The 14,981-nt window shown below is 65.5% G+C and carries 14 protein-coding genes; 3 read left to right on the forward strand and 11 right to left on the reverse strand.

The window, feature by feature from the left end; translation table 11 throughout:
* Positions 1-18: 18 nt before the first annotated feature.
* Together EC912_RS09530 and EC912_RS09535 are read right to left on the reverse strand one after the other, a co-directional pair.
* On the reverse strand, positions 19-987 hold the full coding sequence (locus tag EC912_RS09530) for a cation diffusion facilitator family transporter (protein ID WP_132143322.1): 969 nt from the start codon (positions 985-987) through the stop codon (positions 19-21).
* A gap of 37 nt (positions 988-1,024) precedes the next feature.
* Entirely contained in the window at positions 1,025-1,471 is a 447-nt protein-coding gene (locus EC912_RS09535; RefSeq protein ID WP_132143324.1) for a MerC domain-containing protein, read from the reverse strand.
* Between the two features lie 89 nt (positions 1,472-1,560).
* Between EC912_RS09535 and EC912_RS09540 the strand changes: the two genes are divergently transcribed.
* Complete coding sequence (locus EC912_RS09540) at positions 1,561-3,564, forward strand: TonB-dependent receptor domain-containing protein (RefSeq protein WP_132143326.1); 2,004 nt, start codon at positions 1,561-1,563, stop codon at positions 3,562-3,564.
* Positions 3,565-3,784: 220 nt separating this feature from the next.
* Here EC912_RS09540 and EC912_RS09545 read toward each other — a convergent pair whose 3' ends face one another.
* The 3 genes from EC912_RS09545 to gltX form a co-directional block, all read right to left on the reverse strand.
* Entirely contained in the window at positions 3,785-4,264 is a 480-nt protein-coding gene (locus EC912_RS09545) for a transcriptional repressor (protein ID WP_207906809.1), read from the reverse strand.
* A gap of 43 nt (positions 4,265-4,307) precedes the next feature.
* Complete coding sequence (locus tag EC912_RS09550; protein WP_132143330.1) at positions 4,308-4,604, reverse strand: hypothetical protein; 297 nt, start codon at positions 4,602-4,604, stop codon at positions 4,308-4,310.
* 66 nt (positions 4,605-4,670) lie between these two features.
* A complete protein-coding gene (gene gltX / locus EC912_RS09555) occupies positions 4,671-6,074 on the reverse strand; it encodes a glutamate--tRNA ligase (protein WP_132143332.1) in 1,404 nt (467 codons plus the stop codon).
* A 157-nt stretch (positions 6,075-6,231) separates the two neighbouring features.
* On the opposite strand from gltX, the gene EC912_RS09560 reads away from it, so the two are divergent.
* A complete protein-coding gene (locus tag EC912_RS09560; RefSeq protein WP_132143334.1) occupies positions 6,232-7,392 on the forward strand; it encodes a glycosyltransferase family 4 protein in 1,161 nt (386 codons plus the stop codon).
* A complete protein-coding gene (locus tag EC912_RS09565) occupies positions 7,364-7,915 on the forward strand; it encodes a phosphatase PAP2 family protein (protein WP_132143336.1) in 552 nt (183 codons plus the stop codon). Before EC912_RS09560 ends, EC912_RS09565 begins: the two co-directional genes overlap by 29 nt.
* Positions 7,916-7,941: 26 nt before the next feature.
* Here the strand turns inward: EC912_RS09565 and accD are convergent, their stop codons facing one another.
* From accD to EC912_RS09595, 6 genes are all read right to left on the reverse strand, one after another.
* Positions 7,942-8,811 carry an acetyl-CoA carboxylase, carboxyltransferase subunit beta gene (gene accD, locus EC912_RS09570; RefSeq protein ID WP_132143338.1) on the reverse strand — a complete coding sequence of 290 codons (870 nt, stop codon included), beginning with the start codon at positions 8,809-8,811 and terminating at the stop codon, positions 7,942-7,944.
* A gap of 41 nt (positions 8,812-8,852) precedes the next feature.
* Positions 8,853-9,659, reverse strand: a complete 807-nt coding sequence (gene trpA, locus EC912_RS09575) for a tryptophan synthase subunit alpha (RefSeq protein WP_132143340.1) — start codon at positions 9,657-9,659, stop codon at positions 8,853-8,855.
* Complete coding sequence (gene trpB / locus EC912_RS09580) at positions 9,659-10,870, reverse strand: tryptophan synthase subunit beta (protein ID WP_132143342.1); 1,212 nt, start codon at positions 10,868-10,870, stop codon at positions 9,659-9,661. The genes trpA and trpB overlap by 1 nt, the downstream gene beginning before the upstream one ends.
* Before the next feature lie 34 nt (positions 10,871-10,904).
* Positions 10,905-11,528 carry a phosphoribosylanthranilate isomerase gene (locus EC912_RS09585; RefSeq protein ID WP_132143344.1) on the reverse strand — a complete coding sequence of 208 codons (624 nt, stop codon included), beginning with the start codon at positions 11,526-11,528 and terminating at the stop codon, positions 10,905-10,907.
* 11 nt (positions 11,529-11,539) lie between these two features.
* Positions 11,540-12,307 carry a tRNA pseudouridine(38-40) synthase TruA gene (gene truA, locus EC912_RS09590; protein ID WP_132143346.1) on the reverse strand — a complete coding sequence of 256 codons (768 nt, stop codon included), beginning with the start codon at positions 12,305-12,307 and terminating at the stop codon, positions 11,540-11,542.
* Positions 12,308-12,447: 140 nt separating this feature from the next.
* Positions 12,448-14,871: a FimV/HubP family polar landmark protein gene (locus EC912_RS09595; protein ID WP_132143348.1), complete on the reverse strand. Its 2,424-nt coding sequence runs from the start codon at positions 14,869-14,871 to the stop codon at positions 12,448-12,450.
* Positions 14,872-14,981 lie beyond the last annotated feature (110 nt).

Genomic DNA, 14,981 nt, shown 5'->3' on the forward strand with positions numbered 1-14,981 from the left:
TACCGGACCGACGGGGGGTCAACGAACGCGGTGAGACCCGTCGGAACAGCCCTCCAGGTCGTCCGCGCACGGGCCTGGGTCGAACTGCACCGTGGCGTGGCCTACGCTGTAACGCTCGTTCAGCAAGGTCTTGATGGCCAGCAGGACGCGACCCTGGTCGGCGCCTTCCGTCAGCTCGGCATGCAGGGTGGCCATGCGCGAGCCCGCGGTCACCTGCCAGACATGCACGTGATGCACGCCGACAATGGCCGGATCGACCGTGCGCAGCGTTTCCTCGACTTCGGTCAGATCTACGCCGTCCGGCGTCCCCTCCAGCAAAATATGCGACGAACGGCGCAGCAGGGCCCACGCGCTGCGCAGGATCAGCAGGGATACCAGTACCGACAGGACCGGATCGGCCCAGAGCCAGCCCATCCAGCGTACGGCCAGCGCCGCGAGGATGGCGGCGACCGAGCCCAGCAGATCGCCCAGCACGTGCAGGCTCGCGCCGGCGATGTTCACGTCGTCCGGATCGTGGTGATGCAGGGAGCGCAGAACGATCACGTTCACTATCAGTCCGACGACGGCGACGATCAGCATGACGCCCGAGAGAATCGGCTGCGGATCGAACAGACGCTGGACGGCTTCGAAGACGATGAAAGCCACCAGCGCGAACTGGGTCAGCGCGTTGACGAAGCCGGCAAGCACTTCGATACGGCCGTAACCGTAGGTGCGCCGCGCGTCGGCGGGCCGGGCCGCGAAACGGGCGCCGAGGAAGGCCAGCAGCAGTGCCAGCGCGTCGACAAGCATGTGCCCCGCATCGGCCAACAGCGCCAGCGATCCGGAAACGAAGCCGCCCGCCGCTTCGACGAAGAGCATCGCCGTGGTCAGTGCAAAAGCGAATAACAGCTTGCGTTCGCTGGATGGCGCGTGGTCGTGTGCATCGCCATGGGCATGCCCATGATCGTGCTTGTGAGACGCGTGGTCGTGATCGTGTGTATGAGCCATGTGCGGAATGCTAGGGATAGCCCCGCCGGTTACACAATCACGGATGCGCGCATTCGGGGCCGTGCAGATGCCCGGCATGCTCGCTCTTGTCCACGCGCAGGTTGACGAAATGCGCCGACGCGACGAGCAAACCGCCGCAGGTCACCAGCACGCTGTGCACGATCAGCGAATTGCCGTGCAGGAACGTGACGCCAAGAATCAGCAGCATGAGCCCGGGTGCGACAAGGGCCAGCGGCAACCGTCGGCGATGCCGGCGGTAACCCGCCAGGAGCACGAACGTGGCAAGGACGCAGGCGAAACCGACGAAAGCGGCTTCGAAGCGATGATCCGCAAGGAAACCCAGGCCGATGACCGGCAGCAGCGCCAGGACGAACGGCAACGCCGCGCAGTGAAGAGCGCAAAGGAACGAGGCGGTGGCGCCAAGCCGGTCGGCGGCGTGCCACCAGCGGCGAGGGGTCGATGAGTCGTCGGTTTCTGGCGTCATAAGAGTGGATAGCGTGACTAGTTGCACAGGTGCTGGCAAGCAATGTTACTTTATAACATTGCAAAAATGAACCACGGAGTACGCCCTCGATGCGCAACACCTTGCTAGCCCTGACTCTCGCCGCCACGTTCGGCACCGCCCTCCCCGCTCTGGCGGCCGACGCGGCCGACGATGCCGTACAGGACACGTCCACGGGCACGACCCGCAAGAACACCCGGAATCTGGACGCCATCGTGGTGACCGCTGTCCCGCTTGGGCGGAACGCCGACCAGATCGTCGCACCGGTCGCGGTGCTGGCCGGGTCTCGTCTGGACGACGCCAGGAGCGTCTCGCTCGGAGAAACCGTCTCCGGCATTCCCGGGGTGCAAAGCACCGCCCTCGGCACGGCGGTAGGCCGCCCCGTGATCCGCGGCCTGGACGGTCCGCGCGTGTCGGTCCTCGAGAATGGCCTGTCCTCGCAGGACGTTTCGAACGTCAGCCAGGATCATGCCGTCACGCTCGAACCGTTTCTCGCCGACCAGATCGAAGTACTGAAAGGCCCGTCGACACTGCTTTACGGCTCGGGTGCGATCGGCGGCGTGGTCAACGTCGTCGACGGACGCGTACCCGAGAAAGCTCCCGAGAACGGATTCGCCGGACGCGCGGAACTGCGCAACGACAGCGTGTCGGACGGCCAGACTGGCCTCGTTCGCATGGACGCGGGCAACGATCGTTTTGCCATTCATGTCGACGGCATGCATCGCGACAACGGCGATTACGACATCCCGGGCGGCACGCTGGCCAATAGCGCGGTGAAAACGACGTCGGGGTCGGTCGGCGCATCCGTACTCGGCACGTGGGGTTATCTCGGTCTTTCGGTGTCGCGTTTCATGGATCTTTACGGCAGCCCGGCCGAACCCGGCCATCCGGAAGAAGGCGAGCCGGCCGTCCACATCAAGATGGCGCAGACGAATTACAACCTCAAAGGCGGTTTCGTGCAGCCGTTCGAGGGGATCGAGAAAATCGAATTCAATCTCGGCCACAACAGCTATCAGCACGTCGAATACGAAGGCGACACACCGGGCACGACATTCTCGACGAACAGCAATCAGGGACGCCTTGTCGTCACCCATGCTCCGGTGGCCGGATGGGAGGGCGCGTTCGGCGTACAGACCCAGCATCGCCAGTTCGCGGCCGTCGGCGAAGAGACCTTCGTTCCCGCGACCACCACGAAAGGTATCGGCGTGTTCCTCACCGAACAGCGCGACTTCGGCCCGGTGAAAATCGAACTCGGTGCACGTCGCGATTCGCAGAGCGTCCAGCCGGTCAATGGCGCGAAGCGCGATTTCCATCCCAACAGTCTTTCGGGCGGCATCGCGTGGCGCTTCGCCGAGCGCTGGTACCTGAGTTTCAATCTGGATCACGCGGAACGCGCTCCATCGGAAGAAGAGCTCTTCTCCAACGGACCGCACGCCGCATCGGCCACGTTCGAAATCGGCGATCCGAACCTCGGTAAGGAATCGTCGAACCAGGCCGAACTCGGACTGCATTTCCATGGCGATGTCGTCGAAAGCAAGGTTGCGATTTACTACAACCGCTACAAGGACTTCATCTATCTCGCCGATACCGGCACTGTCGAGGACGACTTGCCCGTGCGCAACTGGGCGCAGCACGACGCGACGTTCCGCGGCGCCGAAGCCGAAGCGACCTTCCATCTGGCCAAGGGCCCAAGCGGCAACTGGGACCTTCGCGCTTTCGGCGACACCGTGCGCGCCACGCTCGACAACGGCGGCGGCAATCTCCCGCGCATTCCCGCCGGTCGTCTCGGTGCCGAACTGAAATGGAATGCCGACAATCTGCGCGCGAGCGTGGGCGCGGTGCGTTATTTCAAGCAGGACAAGGTGGCCGAGTTCGAAACCGATACGGCGGGCTACACGCTGGTGAACGCACACGTCGCCTGGACCTTCGTCAACGACGAACGCAGTCAGTGGGAAGCTTTCGTCGACGGCAATAATCTGACCAACCAGACGGCCCGGCCGGCGACGTCGCTGTTCAAGGACGTGGCCCCGATGCCGGGGCGGAATGTGTCGGTGGGTGTGCGGGCTTTCTTCTGACGAAGAAAGTTCTCTAAAGAAGCTCCCGCAAAGCTCTCTGTGGGAGCGCGCCTGCGCGCGATAGGCAACGAAGCGCTGAAGCGGAATCGCACGACCCAGAGGCCGGCCAAATCAGATGGCCGCCCTTCGGCTCAGTCGCGTTTGCGTCACCGCCCTGTCGGCTTTCGCGCGCAGGCGCGCTCCCACAGTGGATCGAGGGTCGCTGGAGGAACGAGGCTACTCAGGCCTTACGGCAATTCTTGCAAACGCCATGCACTTCCAGCGTCTGCGCTTGCGGACGGAAGCCGAAGGCTTTCGCCTGCGCTTCGATCAGCTCCGCGACGCGCTCGTCGCACACTTCCTGCGCGCACGAACAGACATCGCAGATCAGGAAAGGAACCTGATGCGATTCGGCCGGATGGTGGCAGGAAACGTAGGCGTTGATCGACTCGAGCTTATGGATGAAGCCGTTCTCGAGCAGAAAGTCCAACGCGCGATACACCGTCGGCGGTGCGGCATTGCCGTGCGTCTCGCGCAGACGATCGAGCAGGTCGTAGGCCTTTACCGGCTTGCCGGCGGCGGCCACCAGCTGCAGCACTTCGCGACGCAGCGGCGTCAGGCGAAGGCCACGCTCAGTACTGGCGTCTTCCACCGCACGCACGAAGCTGCGAGCGTCGTCGTGGTGATGGGAATGCGTGTGCTGGGACGAGTCGGTGGTCACGGGCAATACCTCGGGGATGCCTGAAGCATAACATCGGGGCGATTCAGCGCCTTTTCGAGGGCCTGGCCGACGGCAACGGTGGCGGTACGCCGGGCTTCCGCCGGACGGGCAGGAAGGGCACCACCCAGCCGAAGGGGCCGAGGATCAACGCCGCGACGATGCCAACCTTCAACCGCCCGCGCCACCAGCCCAGCAAGGCTCCCACGAGTACGAAGAAAACGGTCCAGGCCAGCAGGCTCCACCACGGAGTCAGCGCCATCAGACGGGTGAGGATCGTCCACGACGCACCGGGATCCATGGGATCCACGCCCTGCATGACCTTGTCGATCAGCTCGTCCAATGGCGTGGTATCCGTGAAGACGGCACCCGGTGACGATCGGGAACGGGGAAACGCGCCCCCGCCCGATCAGCCGCGTGCGCGAACCAGTGCGTCGTCGATGCGCTGCAAGGCACCTTCGCGCCCGGCGAGATAAATCGTGTGCTCGATCGACGGCGACACCTGGGTGCCGGTCATGGCCACGCGCAGCGGAGCCGCGACCTTGCCCATGCCCAGCTCCAGCGCGGCCGCGACCTGCTCGACCACGCCATGGATCGCGGCGGGCGTCCACTCGTCGAGCGCCGCCAGACGGGTTTTCGCCTCTTCCAGCGCCTTCGGCGCCGTGTCGGTCTTCAGATGTTTCTCGATGGCCTTCTCGTCCCATTCGGCGATGGGCGCGTACCACGTGCGTGCGCGCTCGGCCATTTCCTTCAGTGTCTGCACGCGATCGCGCAGCGCGACGATGACGTCGGCCGGCGCCGGACCCTGGTCGGGGTCGATACCGATGCGACGCAGATGCCATTCGAATTCGGAGGCCAGTTCGAGCGGATCGTCGTTCTTGAGGTAATGCTGGTTCAGCCACGAGAGCTTGGCCAGATCGAAGCGCGACGCCGCGCGGTTGACGTCTGCGATGTCGAAAAGTGTCGTCATTTCCTCGACCGAGAAGATTTCCTGATCGCCATGCGACCAGCCCAGACGCACGAGATAGTTGAGCAGCGCATGCGGCAGGAAACCGTCGTCGCGGTATTGCATGACGCTGACGGCGCCATGGCGCTTGGAAAGCTTCTGGCCATCCGGTCCCAGGATCATCGGCAGGTGCGCGAATTCCGGCACCGGCGCGCCCAGCGCGTGATAGACGTTGATCTGGCGAGGCGTGTTGTTGACGTGGTCGTCGCCGCGAATGACTTCGGTGATGCCCATGTCGATATCGTCGACGACGACCGCGAAGTTATAGGTCGGAAAGCCGTCGGAACGGAAAATGACCAGATCGTCGAGCTCTTCGTTCGACCACTCGATGCGCCCTTTCACCTTGTCGTCGAATACGACGCTGCCGCTGGCCGGGTTCTTGAAACGGATGACGCGGTTCGGATCGTCGCGATAGGGTTCGTTGCGATCGCGGTAGTAGCCGTTGTAACGCGGCTTCAGTCCCTTCGCCATCGCCTCGTTGCGCATGGCCTCGATGTCTTCCTTGCTCTCGTACGCGTAGTACGCCTTGCCCTCGCGCAGCAGCCGGTCGGCCACCTCGCGGTAACGGTCCATGCGCAGCGTCTGATAGAACGGGCCCTCGTCGTGACGCAGGCCCAGCCAGGACATCCCGTCGAGGATGGCCTGGACGGCCTCCTGGGTCGAACGCTCCTGGTCCGTGTCTTCGATACGCAACACGAAGGTGCCGCCACGACGACGGGCTTCCAGCCAGCAATAGAGCGCGGTACGCGCGCCGCCGATGTGCAGGTAGCCGGTGGGACTGGGGGCGAAACGGGTGCGAACGGTCATCGGAGGCTTTGGTCGGAGGCGGACGAAAGACCGATTTTACCCGATGCGGGGTTCGTTCCCCTACGTCCGGGCCGTCATCGTCCCGTCATGCCCCGATAACCGCACGGACACGGGCCGGGGCCAGCATGCACCTGAGCCCACGCTACCAGGCACAGCCATGCGCATCGGCATCGTCACCGAGACCTACCCACCGGAGGTGAACGGCGTTGCCCTCACGGTTCGGGCACTTGTCCAAGGCATGGTCCGTCGCGGACATACGGTCGACCTCGTGCGGCCGCTGCGACCCGACCGCTCCGGCATACCCGACGCCGGAATCGACGCCCTCGATGTCGCAGGTGTGTCCCTGCCCCGTTATGCCGGCCTGCGCTTCGGCCTGCCGGCCCGTTACCGGCTCGAACGCCGGTGGCGCGAATCCCGCCCGGACGCGATCTATGTGGCCACGGAAGGCCCTCTGGGGTGGAGTGCGGTCAGCGCCGCCCGTCGCCTCGGCATTCCGGTCGCTACCGGCTTCCATACCCGTTTCGACACCTACGCCGACCACTACGGCATCGGCCTGCTGACGCCGCTGGTACGCAGCTACCTCGCACGCTTCCATCGGCGAAGCATGTCGACGCTGGTGCCGACGCGGGCGCTTGCCGAAGAGCTGGCGACGATGGGGGTGAACAATGTCCGCGTGCTCCGTCGCGCGGTCGACACCCGGCAGTTCCATCCCTCGCGCCGCGATCCCGCCTTGCGAGCCACCTGGGGCGTAAGCGACGACACGCCTGTCGTGCTTTACGTCGGCCGCATCGCGCCGGAGAAGAACCTGCCGCTGTCCGTGGCGGCGTTTCGCGCCCTGCAGCGTCGCCTGCCCGACGCCCGCTACGTCTTTGTGGGCGACGGACCGGCACGTGCCGCGATCGCGGCAGCCAATCCGGATTTCATCTTCATGGGCGTACTGCATGGGGACGCTCTGGCGGCCGCCTACGCAAGCGCCGACCTGTTCGTCTTCCCGAGCCTTTCCGAGACCTTCGGCAACGTGCTGCTCGAGGCCATGGCCTCGGGCGTGGCTGTCGTGGCCTATAGCGAGGGCGCGGCACGCGAACACATCCAGAATGGCCAGAACGGTATCCGTGTCGTACCGGGTAACGAAGCCGGATTTATCGAACGCAGCGCCTCGCTCGGCGCCGATATCGCAGCGCGCCATGCCATGGGCCGCGCCGCGTGCCTCAGCGTGTCGTCTCTTTCGCCCGACGTCGTGATCGCCGATTTCGAAAGCCTCCTGCGCACGCTTGCCGAGGAAACCCGCCATGAACGTCCTGCCGCCATCGTCGCCTAAGGTCACCCTCGATCGCCGCATGTGCATCGCGGCCAACCGCTGGGGCGCGCGTCGCGCCGTCGGCGCGTTCTTCGGCATCGTCAGCCGTCTGGGCGATGGCGTGTTCTGGTATGCGCTGATGAGCGTAATCGCGCTCGTCGGCGGTTGGCACGGCGTGGCGGTAGCGGTGCAGATGGCGCTGACCGGGCTGACCGCGCTGATGCTTTATCGCGTACTGAAGCGCTGGACACGCCGGCCGCGCCCCTTCCGTACCTGCCCGGGCGTCATCGCCCACGTACCGCCGCTGGACGAGTTCAGCTTCCCGTCGGGACACACCCTGCAGGCCGTGTCGTTCACGGTGGTCGCGCTGGCTTATTACCCCATGCTCGCACCACTGCTGCTGGGCTTCACGGCGCTGGTGGCCGCGTCCCGCGTGGTACTGGGCCTGCACTACCCGAGCGATGTCCTTGCGGCCATCGCGGTCGGGTGTGGGCTGGGTGGGGCGTCGATCTGGGTGGGGCGGACGATGCAGGCGCTGCTGTAGCTATAGCAGGCAGCGCCGCATGGCGGTTACGCCGCGCGCGGCGCCTTCGACAGGATGCCCAGCATCGCGCCCAGCTTGTCGCGCATTTCGCGGCGATCGACGATGACGTCCACCGCGCCGTGTTCCACCAGGAACTCGGAACGCTGGAAGCCTTCCGGCAACGTTTCGCGCACGGTCTGCTCGATGACGCGCGGGCCGGCGAAGCCGATCAGCGCCTTCGGTTCGGCCACGTTGAGGTCGCCAAGCATGCCGAGGCTGGCCGACACGCCGCCCGTGGTCGGATACGTCAACACCGAAATATAGGGTACGCCTGCGTCACGCATGCGGGCGAGCGCCGCCGACGTCTTGGCCATCTGCATCAGCGAGAACAGGCCTTCCTGCATGCGCGCGCCGCCCGTGGCGGAGAAGCACACCAGACCGCTACGTTCTGCAAGCGCCTGCTCGGCGGCACGGGCGAACTTTTCGCCGACGACCGAGCCCATCGAGCCGCCCATGAAGGCATATTCGAAAGCCACGGCGACCAGCGGACGATCGAGCAGCTTGCCCGACATGGCGATCAGCGCATCTTTTTCGCCCGTCGCCTTCTGAGCCGCAACGATGCGGTCCTTGTACTTCTTCTGATCCTTGAACTTCAGCGCATCGACCGGCTCAAGCTTCGGCCAGAGTTCGGTCGTGCTGCCTTCGTCGAAGAACGCCGTCAGGCGCGTACGGGCGCCGATGGCGTGATGGTGGCCGCACTTGGGGCACACCATCAGCGACTTTTCGAGTTCGGGGCGATAAAGCACGGTGCCGCAGCCCGCGCACTTCTCCCAAACACCTTCGGGAACCTTGCCCTTGCCGCCGGTCGCGCTCTGTGCGCGGGTCTTCGGCGTCATGATCTTCTGCAGCCAATTCATACGAATACTCCAGTATTAATCCGCATCGGGCCTATCGCGCGTCAGGCCGGTCGCGCGTCTAGCGCGGCCCGGATCGGCGCGAGGAACCCGCTTGCACGTTCGGCGGCATCCTTGACGGACGTGGCGCCAGCCAACCGGTCGACGAGCGCGCTGCCAATAACCACGGCATCTGCGAACGCCGCGATGGCAACGGCACTTTCGGCGTTACGAACGCCGAAACCGACGGCGACCGGAGCCCGGGACATGGCACGGATCGAAGCCACCCGAGCTGCGATGTCGTCCGTACTTAGCTGGTCGCTGCCCGTGATGCCGGCCATCGACACATAATACAGGAAACCCGAAGCGGCCCCGCAGAGCCTTTCCATACGCGCGGGTGCGGTCGTGGGCGACGCGAGCAGGATCTGGTCGAGGCCCGCGGCGCGCAACGGCGCAAGCACGTGGGACTCCTCGATGGGGCAATCCACCAGCAGGACGCCATCCACACCGGCCGCGACGGCATCGGCGGCGAAGCGCTCGTAGCCGTACATCTCGACCGGATTGAGATAGCCCATGAGCACGATCGGCGTATCGGCGTCGGTCTCGCGGAAGGTCTTCACCCAGCCCAGTATTTGCTTCAGGCCCACACCGCGAGCGATCGCGCGTTCGCTGGCATGCTGGATCACCGGACCGTCGGCCATCGGATCGGAGAACGGTACGCCGAGCTCGATCGCATCGGCGCCACCCGCCACCAGCGCGTGCAACATCGGCACGACGGCCTCCGGCGATGGATCCCCGGCGGTGACGAAAGGAATGAGTCCGGTGCGGCCGGCCGACTTCAGTGCCGCGAAACGTCGTTCGAAACGAGTCATCAGAGTTCGATACCTTCACGTGCGGCGATAGTGTGTACGTCCTTGTCGCCGCGACCGGAGAGATTAGCCAGCACGAGCGCATCGGCCGGCAGTTCGCGCGCGAGTTTCATCGCCTGCGCGATGGCGTGGCTGGATTCCAGCGCCGCCAGGATGCCTTCGGTACGCGCCAGCAGATGGAACGCTTCCAGTGCTTCGTCGTCGGTTACGCCGACGTACTCCGCGCGGCCGGCGTCCTTCAGGAACGCATGCTCGGGACCGACGCCCGGATAATCGAGGCCGGCGGAAATCGAATGCGTCTCGACGATCTGACCGTTCTCGTCGCTGAGTACATAGGTGCGATTGCCGTGCAGCACGCCGGGTTTACCGGCGGCGAGCGACGCCGCGTGACGTCCGGTTTCGATGCCGTCGCCCGCCGCTTCCGCGCCGACGATACGCACGTCGCGGTCGTTGAGGAACGCATGGAAAAGACCGATCGCATTCGAACCGCCACCGACGCACGCGGTGATCGCGTCGGGCAGACGTCCGTATTGTTCGAGCATCTGCTCGCGCGCTTCGCGGCCGACGATGGCGTTGAAATCGCGGACCATCTGCGGATACGGATGCGGGCCGGCGACCGTGCCGATGATGTAGAACGTATCGGTCACATTGGTGACCCAGTCGCGCATCGCTTCGTTCAGCGCGTCCTTCAACGTCTTCGAACCGGACGTCACCGGCACCACTTCGGCGCCGAGCAGCTTCATGCGATAGACGTTGATCTTCTGCCGCTCGATGTCGACGGCGCCCATGTAGACGACGCACTTCAGACCCATGCGCGCGGCGACGGTCGCGCTGGCGACGCCATGCTGGCCCGCGCCGGTCTCGGCGATGATGCGCGTCTTGCCCATGTGCCGGGCGACCAGCGCCTGGCCGACGGTATTGTTTATCTTGTGCGCACCCGTGTGGTTCAGGTCTTCGCGCTTCAGCAGGATCTTCGCGCCGCCGACGTGCTTCGACAGGCGCTCGGCGTGATAGATCGGACTGGGACGGCCCACGTAATACTTCAGGTCGCGGTCCAGCTCGGCGATGAACGCCGGATCGTTGCGCAGACGGTTATAGGCTTCGGTCAGTTCGGCCAGGGGTTCCATGAGCGTCTCGGCCACATAGATACCGCCGTAGTCGCCGAAGCGGCCGTGCGCATCGGGATAGGCGTGGAAATCCGCGATCTTGGTCATGCCTTGCGTTACCTGTGGTTGCTGCGCGCCTTGGTCAGGGCGATGCGCGCCTTACGGCTGAAATGAAGCGCTCCATCTTAGCCCCATCCTTGATACCCGGCGACGTCTCGATGCCGCTGGACACGTCCACGGCCCATGGCCGCGCAACTTCGATTGCCTGCGCGACGTTGTCCGCGGTGAGCCCGCCTGCCAGGAGCAGGGGCTGGTCCAGATCGGCCGGCATCAGCGACCAGTCGAAACGATGGCCGCTGCCGCCCATTTCGCCCAGACCGTGCCCATCCAGAAGCAGTCCGGCCGCGCGCGGGTAATCCCGAAGGCGCGCCAGCGCCGAAGCACCCTCGCCCATCGCGATGGCCTTCAGATAGCGCAGGCCGAAGGCGGCGCAGTCGTCGTCGCGTTCGTTGCCATGGAACTGGAGCATGTCCGGGCGCACGGTGTCGACGACATGGGCAATCCAGTCGGGCTCGTCGTCCATCACCAGCGCCACTACGCTGACGAAGGGCGGCACGGTGGCGCGAATACGCGCGGCGGCTTCCGGTTCGATGAAACGCTTGCTGCGGCGGGTGAAAACGAAACCAATGGCATCCGCGCCGAGGTCCGCGGCAAGGTCCGCGTCTTCTTCGCGTGTGATGCCGCAGCATTTGATCCGCGTTCTCATGATCCGTGTTCTCACAATGTCACCTCCATGGGAAGGCCCCAGTGCGCTTCGTAGCGCGGGCCCAGAAACGTCAATCCTTCGGCTGGCGCGGTGGCGCCGGCGACCTCGCGGTTACGTCCTTCCAGCAGTTCGGCCATCCACGCCACCGGCTGTTCGCCGCGCCCGATGGGCAGCAGCGAACCGACGATATTGCGCACCATGTGATGCAGGAACGCGTTTGCCTGGATTTCAACCACGACCTGGTTGTCTTCGCGGAACACGGAAATCGAATGTACGTTGCGACGCGCGTGCGTGGCCTGGCAGGAAATCGCCCGGAACGCCGAGAAATCGTGCTCGCCGATCAGGGCTTGTGCGGCGACGTGCATCGCTTCGGCATCCAGCGCGCGACGCTCCCACGCAACGAAGCGGGCATCCAGCGCCGGGCGTACCAGCCGCGGAAGAATACGGTAGCGATACTGCCGTGCGCGCGCGGAAAAGCGCGCATGGAAATCGTCGGCCACTGGCTGGGCCCACGTCACCGCTACGGAATGCGGCAGGTTCGAGCATGCGCCGAGAATCCAGCCGCGCATGTCGCGGACCACGTCGGTATCGAAATGAACGACCTGACAGCGCCCATGCACGCCCGCATCGGTACGGCCGGCGGCCGTGACCTCGACAGGCTGTGCCGCGACCTTGGCCAGCGCCTTTTCGAGCGCGCCCTGCACGGTCGACGCATGGCTCAGCCGCTGCCAGCCGAAAAAGTCGGTGCCGTCGTATTCGACGCCTAGAGCAATGCGCATGGAGCAATGGACGGGTGGCGGAAACGCGTAAGGGTAGCACCCGAGGATAGCCGGGCGCTGCAGGAGCGCCCCCGTGTCCGGACCGGCAGAAAGCAAAAAGCCGGCTTTCGCCGGCTTCCGCTTTACGGACGCGAAGGATCTCAGCCGATATCCGACAGAATCCGGCGTGCCGTGTCCTGCTGCATCTGCGAACCCTCGACGATCACTTCCTCGAGCATCGCGCGGGCACCATCGGCGTCGCCCATGTCTAGGTAGGCACGGGCCAGGTCGAGCTTGGTGTCGACCGGGTCGTCGCTGAAGTTCTCCGCTTCCGCGGCGAACGACGGTTCGTCGCCAAAGGACGGCTCGTCGAACTTCCAGGTGGACGGAACCTCTTCGGTGGCCGGCGTTTCGGCGACCGGCAGGTCATGCACCGGCTCGGAAGGAAGCACGTCGTCGAACGCCGAAACCGCGTCGTCGCGATGGGCGGCCGGCGCGACATACAGGGAGTCGGGAGTACCGATGTCGAACGCTTCCGGCGCGCTGTCGCGGGCTTCGGCGTCCGCGCGCTGCTGCGGCGTCAGATCGAAATTGAAGTGATATTCGCTGTGTTTGTGCGGCGTGGTGACGGCCGGACGCTCCGGCTCATGCGGCGTCTCGACATAGCTGTCGAGGTCGAACGCTTCCAGCGCGGCGGCTTCGTCTTCGTCATCGGGAATCAGAGCTTCCTCACCCTTGCCGCCGAAAAGCGGATGGCTGGGAGCCAGGTCTTCGCCCATACCGACCACTTCCTGCCATTCCGCCTGTTGCGGATCGGCGACGTGGGCATACATGGCCTCGGCGGAGGCTTCGAAATGTTCGACGTCGCGACGACCGTAGTAGAGGCTGACCAGTTCCAGGTGCAGACCGATGTCGTCCGGATGCTCGGACAGTGCATCCAGCAACTCGCGCTGGTCCTGATCGAGTCCGCCGGTATGGAAGCTGTCGAACGCCTGCTCGTCACCGAAACGGTCGGCCAGCGACGATGTCGCGACCGATGCCGTGGCCGGCGACTTGCGGCGACCGAAGACAGCGGCTACCAACCCCAGAAGGACGACGACGCCACCGGCGCCCCATGCCCAGGGCTGCATGTACCAGAGGTCGTCATTGGACGCGACCGGCGTCAGGGGCGACTTCGCGGCGGGCTTGGCCGGCACGGGGACCGGCTTCGCGGCGACGGGCGGCGGCGTGGCCGGCTGGGCGTCCTTGAGCGGCATCGTGGCGACCGTCGCACCCGTAGCGGGCACGGTGGTGGCGGGCGCCGTCGCGACTGCCGCGACGGGCGGCGTAGCAGCCGTCGTGGCGGCGGGAGACGCAGCCGGAGCCGGAGCCGCGGCGACCGGCGCTGCCGGAACCGGCTCGCCCGACGCCTTGCGGGTCTCGGCGAGCTTGCGCTGGAGGTCGGCGATCTCCGAGTCCTTCAGGCTCAGCAGGCGCTGGTTTTTCTGGTTGATTTCCTCGAGGTCGCCGATACGGGACTTCAGTTCGGCACCCTGCTGCTTCATCGAAGCCAGGGATTCCTGCGATGTCGCCAGTTCCTGCTTCAGACCCGCAATCGCGGCATCGCCCTTGCCACCGGCAACGCCGGCGCGCGTGGAGGCGCTGTCGCCACCTTCGGCGGCCGGAGCCAGCGCGAGGCGATCGGAAGCCGTTTTCTTCGCGGACGGCGCAGGAGCGGCCTGACCGGTCGCGGCGGCGTCGGCCACCACGGACGGCGCACGGGTGCTGCCAGCACGCCAGTCCTCGTTCTGCCTGCGCACTTCCGCCAGCGCGGTGGCGGCACTAAGGGCTTCGACGTCTTCGGCACTGGGTACGCGCAGCACGGCGCCCGTCTTCAGGGCATTCATGTTGTCGCGGTAGAAGGCATCAGGATTGGCCTTATGCAAGGCCACCAGCATGCGGTTGATATCGCCGCCACCGGTCGCTTCGCGGGCGATGGTGGAAAGCGTCTGACCGCGCTCGACCGGGCCGTAGCTGCCGCCGGGTGCGGCCGTTGGCTTGGCGGCGGCCTTGGCTGCCCGCGGCGCACGCGCCGGAGCGGGTGCGGCGGCGGCCGTGCTGCCCGACGCGCGACTAGCGGCGTGCGAACTGCCCGACGATGCCGGAGCAGCCGCGGAGGAAGGCTGCGTGGCACTGACCGGAGCGGCACTGCTGGCGCGCGGCGGGTCGAGGAGCATGGTCACTTCGCGAACGACCTTATTGCCGCCGGCGTTCACTTCGACCAGGAAATCGAGATAGGTATCGCGCACCGGCTCGGCGCTGGTCACCCGGATGACCGGCTGCCCCTGCGCGTTACGGGTCACGGCGAACTGCAATGCGACCGGCAGGCCCTTGCGGTTGATCCCCGCGTGCGAGAAAGCGTCCTCGGAGGCGAGCGTGACCTGGATGCGGCTGGCATCGGTGGATACGTCTGTGAGCGGAATGTCCGCGAGCAGCGGCTGGTCCATGGTCGATTTGACCTGAACCTGACCCAGATTCTGAGCCAACGCATGGCCTGTACCGACGGCCAGCGCCAGCATGATCGATAGCTTCAACGAACGGTTCATCAATCACTTCCCCCGAACAAAACCGGTGCCGGCGGCCTGCTCTGAAAGGCAGTTGGCCGCAAAGGCGCCACTTTAGTTCACCCCACCAAGAAAGAACAATAGCGGATACG

Source organism: Luteibacter rhizovicinus, assembly GCF_004342265.1.
Classification (GTDB): Bacteria; Pseudomonadota; Gammaproteobacteria; order Xanthomonadales; family Rhodanobacteraceae; genus Luteibacter; species Luteibacter rhizovicinus_B.